Source organism: Corynebacterium aquatimens, assembly GCF_030408395.1.
Lineage (GTDB): Bacteria > Actinomycetota > Actinomycetes > Mycobacteriales > Mycobacteriaceae > Corynebacterium > Corynebacterium aquatimens.
Window position 1 is genome coordinate 2,130,179 of record NZ_CP046980.1, and the last position, 12,953, is coordinate 2,143,131.

Here is a 12,953-nt window from a genome sequence, read left to right on the forward strand (position 1 = left end):
CGATAAGCATGCGCTACAACTACCTCCTAGAACGGGAGCTTGACACCTGCGTTACGCAGCAGGTTCAGGATCCCCGGAACCATCGCGAGCACCGCGAGGATCGCTGCCCCAGCGAGCAGGCCGATGATCTGCTTCGGGTCAGACACACCCGAACCCTCAACACCGGAGCTGGGGCCGGTCTCCGGAGCATTGTCAGGAACCAAGTCCGAGCTCAGCGGCACGCTGGACAGGTGCGAGCTCGCCGCGATCGCGGAACCGTACTCGTCCGTGCCCGGGAGCCTGGTCTCGTCCGGATCCTCCTCGACGCTCTTGATCTCATTGCCCATGAAGTTCTTGCAGGTCTGCGACTCCGGCAACGGCTTGCCGTTGAAGCGATCCAGCATGAAGTTCAGACCAAAGATCGGGCCAGTGATGGACTGGACCAAGTGGTTGGGCATACCGTCTTCAATTTCCGGCGCGATGTCGTTGCGGTAGTAGACCGACGCTCCGTCGACGGTGCACCACTTCATAGCCAGGTTGCGTGCCTGCTTGTGCTCCACCTGACGGTCGTAGCGGCCACCAATGATCATAACGGGGGCCACCGGCTTGCCCCGACCGATGCGCTGCGCCTCCAGCAGCTCCATCGCGTCCCTCATGTCTGGTTCCGTCAGGATCTCTTCGAGCGAGCGGCCGTCCTTCGTCCAGTCACGAGTAGTCTGGTAGACGTACGGCTTGGAAACAATCTCCGTGGTGCACTCATTGCTGAGCTGCTTGAGGGTCTCCTTGCCTTCCTCGGAGAGGTACTTGTCCAGCTTCGACTGGAGATCCTTGTCCGGGTAGCGCTCGATCAGACCGTTGATGGTGAAGCCAATAGCACCAGAGAGGTCAGAACCGTCGATGTTGCGGGCAACCTCGTACAAGTTAGCCGGCGGCGCGGAGGCGTAGGCACCAGCGATGTTGGCCTGCTCCGCCTCGGAGTAGTAGTTGGCAGCTTCCTCAACTGCAGCCGCGGCCGCGCCACCACCCTGGGAGTGGCCGTAGAAGCCGATCTTGCCGAAGTTCTCCTGGCCGACCAATTCCTTCACCGCACGACCAGCATCCAACACCGCGTGTGCCTGGTCCAGGCGGTTCATGTAGGTGTGCGTACCTGGGGTACCCATTCCGATGAAGTCGGTGACCACAACGCGGACACCGTACTTAGCAAACGCGAACTCGTAGAGACCCTCGAGGCTCACGGTGCGCCCGGACGCGATCGGGTCCGGCTGACCGTCCATCGGCCAGTTGCGCGACGGCGCGCAGTGGTCACCCTGGCCCACGGTGCCGCGACCAACGATCAGCGTCGGGCGCGGGCCCTTGCCCTTCCAGGCCACCTGCGGTTCCACGACGTAGCCGGTCACTGGCACCAGATTCCCGTTGGCGTCGGTGGTGGTGTACATGATCTTCGTGGCTTGCGTAGGCAAAGTCTTGTCGCCTTCACCGCCGAGGTTGCTGTACGGAGCATCCTTCTTCTTGAGGATCTCACCCGGGGTAGTGGGCTCCACGCCGTCGAAGCTGTAGAAAGCGTCGACGTCACCCTTTTCCACCTTCGGAGTGGTCTGCACTGAGGACCCGAGCTTCGCCTTTGGGTACGCGGCCTCATCCGCAACTGCATGGGTAGCACCCATGACCAGGCTGGCAGCAGCGAACACACTGACCAAGGAACGGGTAGCGCGAGACAAACGGGACATTTTTTCTCCTTCGAAATAGTTAGGCCCGATAAAACGTTGGAAGAAACTTTAAAAGCCCGCTGTGAAAACCGTGGGCTTTTCCCAAACTTTTTTCACGCAGATGCATAAATGCAGGATGACCCAGCCCCCGAAAAGGTGGACCGCCGCCCGCAAACACCCCCGTCGGCAGTCTTTTTGCCAATCGCTTACGCAAATAGTGAACAAGAAGTTATTTTAGTGTTATGCCAAACAAAATTACTCGGGAAATTCCCCTAAACGGCCTGCGCATTGGTACGGCGAGCGCAGGACTCCAAATCGAGGGTTCCGCGAAACCCAGCAACTGGTCACAGTGGGCGGAAGAGGGCAACATCGCTGATGAAACCGGCGTGAACCCCACCACGGATCACTGGATCCGCTGGAAAGAAGACAACAAAATCATGCAGGAACTTGAATTCCCCATCGCCCGCGTTGGTGTGGAATGGTCCCGCATTGAGCTTGAGCCCGGTCGCTTCGATGAGGACGCTCTGGAGCGCTACCGCGAAGAATTCGATGATCTTCGCGCCCGCGGCATCAAGCCGCTCATCACTCTCCACCACTTCGGTCAGCCTCTCTGGCTTGAGCGCCGCGGCGGGTGGCAAAACGATGAGATCGTGCCGAAGTTCATCCGCTTCGTCAACAAAGTCTTGGACTACCTGGGCAACGTCACCGATGACTGGATCACCATCAACGAGCCGAACGTCTACGCCACCGAGGCATACCTGTTTGGCAGCCAACCCCCTGGCAAGGGCGGCTATCGCGCCGTGCGCAAGTGCCTGCAGAACATGGCCGCCGCGCACCTGATCGCCTACGACCTCATCCACCAGCGCCTTGACGCCCCTGGCCGCGACATCAAGGTTTCCTTCGCCCACCACAAGCGCGTCTTCGACCCGGCCAACCCGAAGAACCCGTTCCACCGCGCAATCACACCGGTGGTGGACTACCTCTTCCAGGGCGCACTCGAAGACGCCTTCTATCGCGGCAAGTTCTCCCCGGTCCTCAGCCGCCCGAAGGCTCTGCCGGACAGCTTCGGTGAGGGCGTCGGCTCCAAGAAGGTCTTCGCTGACGTCATCGCGATCAACTACTACTCGCGCACCGCAACGAAGGGGCTTGATGACGGCACCTTTGACAACGCCCCGGTCAACGACTTGGGATGGGAAATCTACCCGCGCGGCATCGTGCGTGTCGCCGCACCGTTGGCGCGGAAATTCAACCTGCCGATCTGGATTACGGAGAACGGCTGTGCCGATAACACCGAATCCTTCCGCTGCGGTTTAATCCTGGATCACCTCCACGAGCTAGCCCGTCTCAACGCTGGCCTGCCGTCCCCGGACGGCATCGAACAGGAGCGGGTCCCGGTGGAGCGTTACTATCACTGGTGCTTCGTGGACAACTGGGAGTGGTCCGAGGGCATGGCCCAGAAGTTCGGCGTAGTCAAGCTTGACGATGACCTCAACCGTCATATCAAGCCCGCGGCTGAGATGATCCGTGAGATCAACCGCACCGGCGCCCTGACCCCGGAAATCGACAAGAAGTACCGCGAGGACACCGCTCGCGATAACTACCTGCCGTAATTCCCCGGCAGGTACCTACCTGCCGCCAGTCCAAGCAGAAAGACTCCATGAGCACCCCCGAAACGACGACCCCGGTGGCTCAAGTCGCCGCGACGTACAACACCACCATCGCTGAGCGCGAATCAAAAGCATTCTTCTGGAAGTTCGCCCTCGCCTACTTTGGCACCTGCCTTGTTTGGGCAGGCCCGTCACAGTTGCTGTTGGCAAACCAGATGATCACGGTCCGCCCGGACCGCTATGAAGATGCCCTGGCGCTTCTCATGATGTGTGGTGGTGCAACCGCAGTTGTCACCAGCCTCCTCGTCGGCTTCATCGCCGACCGATCACGGCTGTCCAACTACTCCGCGTGGGCGAAGCGCTGGGGTAAGCGTTTCCCATGGATCTTGCTTGCAGTCCCCCTTTCTTCCCTTGGCATGCTGGTCATGTCATTCACCCCGGGCTACTGGGTGCTAGTGGCCCTGTGGTGCCTGGTGCAACTGTTCGTCGCGTTTATGACGAACAACCTGTTCACCATCACTGCTGACGTTGTTCCGCAGAAGAAGTTCGGAACGATCTCCGGCATCCTCGGCGTCACGTACGTCCTTGGCCTCGTCGGTGGTACCGCCATTGCCAGCTTGTTCCCACTGAACTGGGCCTACATCGTGATCGCGGGCCTGTCCCTCGGCCTTGTCATCCAACTCGGCTTCGGCCGCGGCTCCATCGACCCGGCAGTCAACCAGTCAACCCTGGATGAACAAGCTGAACTCGGCGCTTTCGTCTTCGGCAGCGACGCCGGTGAAGCAGAGAAACTCCCGTTGAGTGCCTACCGCAACTACTGGACGGTCTTCTTCTCCCGCTTTGTCATGCACGTCACGCAGTACACCGCGCTGTTCTACCTCCTCTACTACCTGCGCGACCACATCAAGGTCGACGACCCTGATACCTGGGTTCTCATCCTTACCGTGGTCTTCGCTGCCGTGACCATGTTCACCGCCGTCGTCGCCGGCCCGTTGTCAGACAAGCTGGAACGCCGCAAGATCTTCATCATCCTGGCCGCTCTGACCATGGCTGCCGCCACGGTCATCATGACCTTCGTGGATGCAGTTCAGTTCGTGGTTGGCGCCGCCGTCCTCCTCGGCCTGGCATGGGGCATGTTCTCCTCCGTGGAGCAGGCTCTCATCAACGAGTCCCTCCCCTCGAAGGTCAACCGCGCCCGCGACGTGTCGATCATGACCCTGGCGCAGGGTACCGCGAACATGATGGCGGGTATCCTCGCCGCCGCCGGCCTCAAGTACCTCGGCGGCTACCCCGGCCTGTACGAGGCCTGCGCCGTCGCCTGTGTCATCGGCGCCCTCCTCGCTCTGACCATCCGCTCCTCACGCTAAGCAGGCACACGATCTAACACGGCAAGGCTGGCCGGGCACGCACCCGCGTCTGGCCAAGATCTGCCGAACCACCGTCATCCACGCCGCGTTCATAAGACTCCCCGTGCAACGAACGCTTGGAACGCCGCCCGGCTGTCAGATGCAGGTTGAGCGCCTCCGCATATTCATCGCGGGCCCGCGTCGCCTTCGTGGCATCGTCCACGAGCATCAGCTCATAGCGCTTATCAGTACCCGCTACTTCCGTCTCCGCCGTCACCAAACGGTCATAGATGGAATTTGCAAACCCCGTCATGTAGGACCTGCGCGCCACCACGGTAGAAACACGCAGATCCGGCGCGCCGGTCACCCCACGGGCACCGGCAGCCATCATCGAGTTGAGCAAACCGAACAACATCTCCACGCGTTCGACGTTGCGCCGCACGCCAAACACCATCGTGGAATGAACTTTCGTTGAGTTGTAGACCGTGTTGGTAAAGGCAGAGCAGTGCAGCGCCGCAACGAGATTTCCTAATAACCGCGCCTGCATGTCGGTGTACGCCCCGCGGAACTCAAACACCGCATGAATCGGTTCCTCTTCATCAGGGGCTTCTAAATCCACCTCGGAGAACCCGTAGGTGGCCATAATCTCAAACGCCTTTTCATAAAAGACCTCAGCCTCCGGCGTCCCCTCTTGATCAGCCGCCTGATTCAGGAGTTTCTGCACCCGCTCTTTAATTTTGTCGATGTCACTCGACTGCCTCGACTGATCAGCTTTACCTGCCGCGTTGGTCCGGCTATTTGTCCCTGCGTTTGTCCCTGATTTTGTCATTTGCTTACATCCTTACTGTTTGTGTGGAAATTGGACAAACACAGTCTGCATTTGATGCCGGACACAAACTTCCCCTAAAAGACCATGATGCTGTGGAAACCTGTGGAATCCTGTGGAACCCTGGGTGGCATGAGCATTCAACACCCCAACCCAACCAACCAACCGAAATCCGATCTCCCACTGCGCCCAGGGCGCAAAGTAGTCCTGATCGGCGCTGGCGATGTCGGTGTCGCGTACGCATACGCACTGGTCAACCAGGGTCTGTGCGAGCACCTCGCAATTATTGATATCAACGAAGAGAAAACCTGGGGCCACGTTCAAGACCTCAACCACGCTGTGCCGTGGTCTGGCCACAACACCCGCGTGACCGTAGGCACCTACGAAGACTGCGCCGACGCCGCGATGGTTGTTAACTGCGCCGGCGTTGCACAGCGCCCTGATGAATCCCGCCTTGACCTGGTTGCGCGCAACGTCAAGATTTTCGAAGACATCGTTGGCAACGTCATGGCAACCGGTTTCAATGGCATCTTCCTCGTCGCCACCAACCCGGTTGACGTTTTGACCTACGCAACGTGGAAGCTCTCTGGCCTGCCCTCCAATCAGGTCATCGGCTCCGGCACGATCCTGGACACCGCCCGTTACCGCCACTCCCTCGGCGAGTACTTCGGTGTGAGCTCGACCTCCGTCCACGCATACGTGATTGGCGAGCACGGTGACTCCGAGCTCCCTGTCGTGTCCGCTGGCTCCGTCGCGGGTGTTTCGCTCCCGACCCGCCTTGAGCGCGAGTCCAAGAACAACCCGCAGATCAGCGACGATCTGGACACCGTCTTCACCGACACCCGCGACGCTGCCTACAAGATCATCCGGGCGAAGGGCTCCACCAGTTACGGCATCGGCGGCGGCCTCGCCCGCATCACCCGCGCCGTATTCAACAACGAGGACGTTGTTCTTCCTGTCAGCGCACTGCTTCAAGGCGAGTACGGCTGGGACGACATTTACATCGGCACCCCAGCCGTGATTAACCGCAACGGCATCCGCGACGTTGTTGAGCTCGCCCTCGATGACGAGGAAACCAAGCAGTTCAACCACTCCGCTGAGGTCCTGCGTGACGTCATGCGCGGCGCCGACCTGGTGAGCTAACAGCAGTTCAGAACTTCACACACAACGCGGGCACCTGGTTCCCTTCCAGGGCCCGCTTTGTGTTTTCTGACGCTTTCCGTGCCCAAGCACCCCACGTATTTGAAGATGTAACATTCCAGGGTTCTTATCCGATTTTCCTAATACAACCACAGTGTTCACCCAGTCACAGATTTCACCGGAAAGGCTCCTACCATGCGTTCTAAGTTCCGCACTTCCCTTATCGCCGCAACCACCGCTGCAGCGATGACACTGTCCATGGCACCTGCAGCCCACGCAGCCAAAGAGCCCACCACAGGCGTGGAACTCAACCACCCGCTGACCCAGACCATTGGACACCGCGCTATGTTCGACTATGCGGATGGCGAGCAGGGTTTCCAAGCCATGCGTGATTTGCGCGCCAGCATGTGGGATAAAAACCCGCCATTCAAGCTCCGCTGGATCCGCCCAGGCGGCAATCGATTGGAGGATTTCGGCCCCCGTCTGCAGGATGTCGCCCGGGCCTTCGGCTACAACACTAAGGAAAAGTACGTCAACGCCGTGAAGTACGACCACGGTCTTTCCATCATTGCGGTACAACGCTCAGTCGAAGCATCTGCGAAATGGGGTCACGAGCGTCCGTACAACAACACTTGCACCCTGCCAGCCAAGCAATGTGCAGATGAACACTCCGCAACGATCAACGGTGTGGGGGCAATGCAGAACATCTACCGTATCCGGGGTGGGTCCCAGTCTATGAGGAACATCGTGCTGAACAATTGGGGCGGTACGAAAGAATACGATTCCCTTGTACGGCACAACGGTAATTGGTACGCGGGCGGCAAAGACGATCAAAATGGCCACCTGTTCCAGCTGCTAAACCCGGTTAATACCTACATGGGATTCGGTGTTGCACAGGTCGACGGTACGGGCACCTATGCAGCGAACTCGCTGAATGACAAGCCCACGGGAGTGAAGTCGTACCCGCGCGGTCTGCAATCCAAAACCATTTATCGCGCAGCTATGCCGCATGAACGCCCAACGGGAATCATCAAGGAGCAACCGAAGCCGGCGCCGAGCAACCCATCCCCAAGCAAGCCCGCGCCGAACAAGCCCGCGCCGAACAAGCCCACCCCAAATAACCCCACGCAGCCCAACCCATGGGACAGCATTAAGACCCCGGAAGATCTCAAAGCCGTTGGCTACGTTGTCCTCGTGATCTTTGTGCTTGGGCTCATTGCCACGCTTCTAGAGAAGATCGCGCCGGACGTATTCAAGTTCTAGTAACGCCTGAGCGTGTGCACGAGGGTGCGTTGCTGCGGGTTGAAGTTGTTATCGCTCACCACCAACAACGCGCCCTCACTCCACGCGAGCCCTTCCACGTTGTCCGGGTGGCCGGGAAGTTGAAGGACAAGCTCCTTGCGTACCGCAGGCTCGCGCCCGCTTAACTGCGACGTGTCTAACACGTCCTGCGCGCCTTCCGTGTTTAGGCGGTAGATGCTCGCTGTGTTCTTCTTGGTCACTGGGTTAAAACCGCGCTCGAGCATGTAGAGCACCCCTTCTTCGTCCGCGACAACGGAAGCAATTCCTCTACCAATACTGACCGGCACCGCGAACTCTTTCACGGCTGTACCGGTGATCAGGTCGTAGAACGTCATGCGGGCTAGACGGCCCCTATCTTGGGCCAGAGCATCCTCGTTAATCGTCACTGCCGTGTCCATCCCGGGTATGACCGCCATGGCTTCAGGCCCCTCGTTGTCTTTAACGCCATAGGAACCGTTTCCGCTGGGGACATGGTGAGCGGGAACCGCAATGCGGCGAATCTCTTTCCCGTTAGGCGCGGACTCAATAAGCATGGGTGGAACAACCGACCCCTTCGCGCGGCCTTCTGTGGTCCACAGGAAGTTCCCGTTTGGCAATACCCGGATTTCTTCGGCGTCAATGTACTCCCCCGCCGCAGCGTATTCGGATCCATCAGCGCGGGTGAACACCAATTTCCCGTCAACTGAGAACTGTGAAACGTCACCGTTGCCAGACTGCTGACGCACATAGTAAGCGCGCACAGGACCGAAATCACCCTTGTCGTCGGAAATCGCAATGAAGCGCTGACCTGCACCCTCGCCAACAGAATCGATCCCGCTCAAGCCACCAAATTCGGTCACCAGCGCTGGATCCTGGCGCGCAACTGCGCCTAGATCAAACGCGCCCGCGTACAGAAGCTGAACGGTGCGGACGGGCGCGGAGTCCGATCCCGATGAACCTGCCTGCGATGAGTTGTCGCCGCTACTGGACCCATTACTGAATCCCGCGGTCACCGCTGCTTGGATACCGAGGGCACCAACAACACCCAACACAGCCGCCACAACAACCATGACTGCGGAGACAACCTGCTTCGGGATTCTCACGCCCGCGATCACCAGTTCATCGCCATTGACATTCCACATGCCCGCTAGCCTAGCGTGACAGCTGGACATCGCAGGTTCAGGAAAATTTTAAGGCCCCAATAGCCCTATCGGAACGACCCAGGTCCGATCGTCTACTTGGGCTGTCGCTCCGGTGGGTGTAACCAAAAGCAAGCCCTCAGGAGGACGCTTAATACTCTCTGCCACCTGTTTCAATCGGGGTGCAGCCTCGATCGCTGATTTCGGTGAAAGTTTAACCTCTATACCGACCCAACGGCCGTCACGTAATTCGATAACGATGTCGATTTCAGCAGTGCCATCCTTGCTCCTGTAATGGAAGGCGGTACCCCGCAACGGCTGGCTATAGACCCGCACGTCTCGCAGCACCAAGGATTCGAATAGGAACCCTAACGTCCTGGGATCCAGAACTACAGCGTCATGAGATGCGCCCATTGCTGATGCTGCTAGGGAAGGATCCACTAGGTGGCGTTTCGGGGTTGCCACTAGGCGTGACTTAGACCTTCGGGCTGGAGCCCATGGTGGCTGGTCTTCTATCAGATACATTCGGCTTGCAAACTCGTGGAACATTGAAGCGAATTTTTCTCCGACCTTATACCCGTCCTCCCCAAGCCTTTCCTGGACCGTAGTCAACGGCGCAGGGTGCGCAGTAAGGGATGCGTATGCTCGCACGAAATGAAGAAATCTCTGTGGTGATCGACGGGGGCCACCGATGAATGGGAACTCGTTCTCCGCCAGGTTGTCCAGGTAGCCCCCCATCATTAGCTCTGCGACGCTGCTGTCACGGTCTACCCACGAGGGCCAACCCCCTCGAGTAATCAGGCGGGCGATGTCACCCACGGAATGCGGACTCAGTTCCGAACCGTCTACGGGATCCTCGCCAGCGAACAACCTGCTCAAAGAGAAGCTACCTGCAGAGTCGCCCGTTTCAAAGAGCGTCATCGGCCTCATCACCAAAGTCAGGATTCGTCCCGCTCCAGGATGTTTGATAGTCGAGCTGTCCGGCCATGCAGACCCTGACAGGATAAAACGACCAGGATGCGGGTTCTCATCGACTGCGCGCCGCACTGCTCCCCACAAATTCGGCGCTAGCTGCCATTCATCAAGCAAGCGCGGTGTTTCACCCTCAAGAATTGCGGATGGATTAATTGCCGCCACATCGGCTATATCGGGTCCTTCCCTGTCGAGTTGAACCCACGAGGAAGAAGCCTGCAGCGCAGTCGTTGTCTTCCCCGTAGCCCTCGCTCCCGCTAGAAAGACCGCGGGCGAGGCTTCTAAATACGCCCTTAGAAGCTCGTCGACGATCCTTGGCCTGTAAGTCTCCATACTGCGAAAATACACGAACCTGCCGGGATCGTCGAGATAAACCTGCCGGAATCGTCGACGTGAACCTGCCGGGATCGTCGAGATGAACCTGCCGGGATCGTCGAGCAAAATGTGACTATTCGGATTAGAAAACAACAAAACTCCCCACCAGCCACGCACTGATTTTCTCAGTGCAGCTGGTGGGGAGAAATGCGTACTAACGATCGTCGATAAGCGATTGCTTAGACCGACGGACGCTGCATCTTGCCGTCTTTGTCCTTGAATGGGAAGCCGAAGTGGCGCAGCAGGGCGCGGCCTTCCTCGTCGTTGGAGGCGGTGGTCACGATGGTGATGTCCATACCGCGCGGACGGTCAACCTTGTCCACGTCGATCTCGTAGAACATGGTCTGCTCAGCGAGACCGAAGGTGTAGTTACCGTTGCCATCGAACTGGGTATCGTTCAGACCGCGGAAGTCACGAATACGCGGCAGAGCCACGGTGAGCAGGCGGTCGAGGAACTCCCACATGCGGTCGCCGCGAAGAGTGACCTTCGCACCGATCGGCATGCCCTCGCGGAGCTTGAAGTTAGCAATCGACTTCTTTGCGCGACGCAGCTGCGGCTTCTGACCAGTAATAGCGGTCAGGTCCTCCAGCGCACCGTTGATGACCTTGGAGTCACGCGCAGCGTCACCGACACCCATGTTGACCACGATCTTGGTCAGGCCCGGGATCTGCATAACGTTGTCGTAGCCGAACTCCTGGGAGAGCTTGCCGCGGATTTCGTCCTTGTAGCGGGTCTTCAGACGCGGAGTGTAGTTAGCAATCTCGCTCATTAGATGTCCTTCCCGTTGGTCTTGGCCACGCGGACCTTCTTGCCGTTCTCATCGAAGCGGTAGCCAACGCGGGTCGGCTTGCCATCGGAGTCAAGCACCATCACGTTAGACACGTGGATCGGAGCCTCCTGAGTGACAATGCCGCCGGACTCGGCGCCGCGCTCATTGTAGGAAGAAGCCACGTGCTTCTTCACGCGGTTAACGCCCTCAACGAGGACCTTTTCACGCTTCGGGTAGGACTCGATGACGCGACCCTGCGCGCCCTTGTCCTTACCAGCGATCACCTGGACCATATCGCCCTTCTTGACCTTCATGGGTTAGATCACCTCCGGTGCGAGCGACACAATCTTCATGAAGCGCTTGTCGCGCAGCTCACGCGCAACAGGGCCAAAGATACGGGTACCGCGGGGCTCGGTGTCGTTCTTGATCAGAACGGCAGCGTTCTCATCAAAGGCGATGTACGAGCCATCCGGGCGACGGGTTTCCTTCTTTGCACGCACGATCACCGCACGCACAACTTCGCCCTCTTTAACATTGCCGCCGGGTGCGGCTTCCTTCACGGTGGCGACAATCGTGTCGCCGATACCGGCGAAGCGCTTGACAGATCCGCCAAGAACACGGATGCAGAGGATTTCCCTTGCACCAGTGTTGTCGGCGACCTTCAGGCGCGATTCTTGCTGAATCACTTTATGGTCTCCTGACCTGGATCAATGTGCGCCAGATTTCCGGCCTGAACGCACGTGGTCAACGTAAACTTGCCTTCGCTTATCGACGGACGGTCATTACCGCCGAAGGGTCTCGTGGCGTCAACTCGGAAACGCGCATCAACCACGACCAGCGTGAGACAACCCGAGTATTAAAGCACGTGTTTCGGCAGTTCACCAAATCGTTTTTGTGCGCTCGAGGCGCACTGGAGGCGTTCTTGAAGCGCGCTCGAGGCGCGCTCGGCCGAAAAGTATCGGTATTTGGATGTAGATTCTGCGGTGTGAGATTTAATGAAGCGGCCCCGGCCATCATCGCGAGGAAGTTGGACCTGTTCACTAGCGAGCCCTCCCGATTCGCAGTGCGTGCCATGATGGCCGGAATCTACCTTGGAATCATGACGTCGTTCGCGGCGGCAACCGGAACAATCATGGAAAGCTACGCTCCCGGCTGGGGCGGGTATGTGTTCGCCTCGATCTTTGCGACGACGCTCTACATCATCATCGTGCTGCAGGGTGAGCTCGCCACCGGCGACATGATGTTCATGACCTACGGGGCGGTGCAGCGGCGCGTATCCATCCTGCGCGGGCTGGCGCTGATCCTGTTCGTGACGTTTTTCAACCTCATCGGGGCCGTGCTGATCTGCTGGCTGATCTCAAATACGGCGTTCATGAGCAACCTTGACCCGGAAACGCGACTGCTGCACACCGTGTTGGAGGCCAAGCTGGCGAAGGATTCGAAGTCCCTGTTCGTTGAAGCGATTCTGGCGAACATGGTGGTCAACATCGCGTTCATGATGGCCACGCAGGCGGGCCAGGATTTCTCCGCGAAGCTGCTCGGCATCATCGTGGTGATTCCGGCGTTCGCCGCGATGAGCTACGAGCACTCGATCGCGAACTTCGTGATGGTGCAGCTCGGCGGCTTCGTGTACGGCCCCGAGACCATCGACGGGTTCACCGTCGCCAATATCTTGCGGAACTGGACCGTGGTGTGGCTGGGCAACTTGGTCGGCGGCGGCTTGATCATGGGCGGGGTCTACGGGTGGCTCAACCGCACGAAAACTGATTACAAGGACTAACTTTCTGCGACAATGGGCCAGGTGAATAGCCC

General features: G+C 58.8%; 12 protein-coding genes. 5 read left to right on the forward strand and 7 right to left on the reverse strand.

Features of this window, described 5'->3' with window-relative positions; translation table 11 throughout:
- Positions 1 to 26: 26 nt before the first annotated feature.
- Complete coding sequence (locus CAQUA_RS09670; RefSeq protein ID WP_231375570.1) at positions 27 to 1,706, reverse strand: alpha/beta fold hydrolase; 1,680 nt, start codon at positions 1,704 to 1,706, stop codon at positions 27 to 29.
- Between the two features lie 221 nt (positions 1,707 to 1,927).
- Between CAQUA_RS09670 and CAQUA_RS09675 the strand changes: the two genes are divergently transcribed.
- Together CAQUA_RS09675 and CAQUA_RS09680 are read left to right on the forward strand one after the other, a co-directional pair.
- The gene (locus CAQUA_RS09675; RefSeq protein ID WP_231375567.1) at positions 1,928 to 3,295 is read left to right on the forward strand and encodes a family 1 glycosylhydrolase; all 1,368 of its coding nucleotides are present in this window, start codon (positions 1,928 to 1,930) and stop codon (positions 3,293 to 3,295) included.
- A gap of 47 nt (positions 3,296 to 3,342) precedes the next feature.
- Positions 3,343 to 4,659: an MFS transporter gene (locus tag CAQUA_RS09680; protein ID WP_196825313.1), complete on the forward strand. Its 1,317-nt coding sequence runs from the start codon at positions 3,343 to 3,345 to the stop codon at positions 4,657 to 4,659.
- 13 nt (positions 4,660 to 4,672) lie between these two features.
- Here the strand turns inward: CAQUA_RS09680 and CAQUA_RS09685 are convergent, their stop codons facing one another.
- Positions 4,673 to 5,362: a DUF2786 domain-containing protein gene (locus CAQUA_RS09685; RefSeq protein ID WP_435383914.1), complete on the reverse strand. Its 690-nt coding sequence runs from the start codon at positions 5,360 to 5,362 to the stop codon at positions 4,673 to 4,675.
- 234 nt (positions 5,363 to 5,596) lie between these two features.
- Between CAQUA_RS09685 and CAQUA_RS09690 the strand changes: the two genes are divergently transcribed.
- Positions 5,597 to 6,607 carry an L-lactate dehydrogenase gene (locus tag CAQUA_RS09690; RefSeq protein WP_196825311.1) on the forward strand — a complete coding sequence of 337 codons (1,011 nt, stop codon included), beginning with the start codon at positions 5,597 to 5,599 and terminating at the stop codon, positions 6,605 to 6,607.
- A 192-nt stretch (positions 6,608 to 6,799) separates the two neighbouring features.
- A complete protein-coding gene (locus CAQUA_RS09695; protein ID WP_196825310.1) occupies positions 6,800 to 7,867 on the forward strand; it encodes a CAP domain-containing protein in 1,068 nt (355 codons plus the stop codon).
- Here the strand turns inward: CAQUA_RS09695 and CAQUA_RS09700 are convergent.
- The 5 genes from CAQUA_RS09700 to rplN all read right to left on the reverse strand — a co-directional run bounded on the left by CAQUA_RS09700 (position 7,864) and on the right by rplN (position 11,827).
- Positions 7,864 to 9,027 carry an esterase-like activity of phytase family protein gene (locus CAQUA_RS09700; RefSeq protein ID WP_196825309.1) on the reverse strand — a complete coding sequence of 388 codons (1,164 nt, stop codon included), beginning with the start codon at positions 9,025 to 9,027 and terminating at the stop codon, positions 7,864 to 7,866. The two genes, CAQUA_RS09695 and CAQUA_RS09700, sit on opposite strands and share 4 nt — an antisense overlap.
- A 48-nt stretch (positions 9,028 to 9,075) precedes the next feature.
- Positions 9,076 to 10,329, reverse strand: a complete 1,254-nt coding sequence (locus tag CAQUA_RS11240; protein ID WP_353959145.1) for an ATP-binding protein — start codon at positions 10,327 to 10,329, stop codon at positions 9,076 to 9,078.
- 221 nt (positions 10,330 to 10,550) lie between these two features.
- Entirely contained in the window at positions 10,551 to 11,141 is a 591-nt protein-coding gene (rplE, locus tag CAQUA_RS09705) for a 50S ribosomal protein L5 (protein WP_196825307.1), read from the reverse strand.
- On the reverse strand, positions 11,141 to 11,455 hold the full coding sequence (rplX, locus tag CAQUA_RS09710; RefSeq protein WP_196825306.1) for a 50S ribosomal protein L24: 315 nt from the start codon (positions 11,453 to 11,455) through the stop codon (positions 11,141 to 11,143). The genes rplE and rplX overlap by 1 nt, the downstream gene beginning before the upstream one ends.
- A gap of 3 nt (positions 11,456 to 11,458) precedes the next feature.
- Positions 11,459 to 11,827 (reverse strand): 50S ribosomal protein L14, encoded by a 369-nt coding sequence (gene rplN / locus CAQUA_RS09715; protein ID WP_196825305.1) that lies wholly within the window; start codon positions 11,825 to 11,827, stop codon positions 11,459 to 11,461.
- 299 nt (positions 11,828 to 12,126) lie between these two features.
- On the opposite strand from rplN, the gene CAQUA_RS09720 reads away from it, so the two are divergent.
- Positions 12,127 to 12,921: a formate/nitrite transporter family protein gene (locus CAQUA_RS09720; protein WP_196825304.1), complete on the forward strand. Its 795-nt coding sequence runs from the start codon at positions 12,127 to 12,129 to the stop codon at positions 12,919 to 12,921.
- The last annotated feature ends 32 nt before the right edge of the window (positions 12,922 to 12,953 follow it).

Coding starts and splice junctions, on each gene's coding strand:
- rplX (WP_196825306.1), bottom strand. CDS start 11,455: ATGAAGGTCAAGAAGGGCGATATGGTCCAGGTGATCGCTGGTAAGGAC.
- CAQUA_RS09690 (WP_196825311.1), top strand. CDS start 5,597: ATGAGCATTCAACACCCCAACCCAACCAACCAACCGAAATCCGATCTC.
- CAQUA_RS09675 (WP_231375567.1), top strand. CDS start 1,928: ATGCCAAACAAAATTACTCGGGAAATTCCCCTAAACGGCCTGCGCATT.
- rplE (WP_196825307.1), bottom strand. CDS start 11,141: ATGAGCGAGATTGCTAACTACACTCCGCGTCTGAAGACCCGCTACAAG.
- CAQUA_RS09680 (WP_196825313.1), top strand. CDS start 3,343: ATGAGCACCCCCGAAACGACGACCCCGGTGGCTCAAGTCGCCGCGACG.
- CAQUA_RS09695 (WP_196825310.1), top strand. CDS start 6,800: ATGCGTTCTAAGTTCCGCACTTCCCTTATCGCCGCAACCACCGCTGCA.
- CAQUA_RS09700 (WP_196825309.1), bottom strand. CDS start 9,027: ATGTGGAATGTCAATGGCGATGAACTGGTGATCGCGGGCGTGAGAATC.
- CAQUA_RS11240 (WP_353959145.1), bottom strand. CDS start 10,329: ATGGAGACTTACAGGCCAAGGATCGTCGACGAGCTTCTAAGGGCGTAT.
- CAQUA_RS09670 (WP_231375570.1), bottom strand. CDS start 1,706: ATGTCCCGTTTGTCTCGCGCTACCCGTTCCTTGGTCAGTGTGTTCGCT.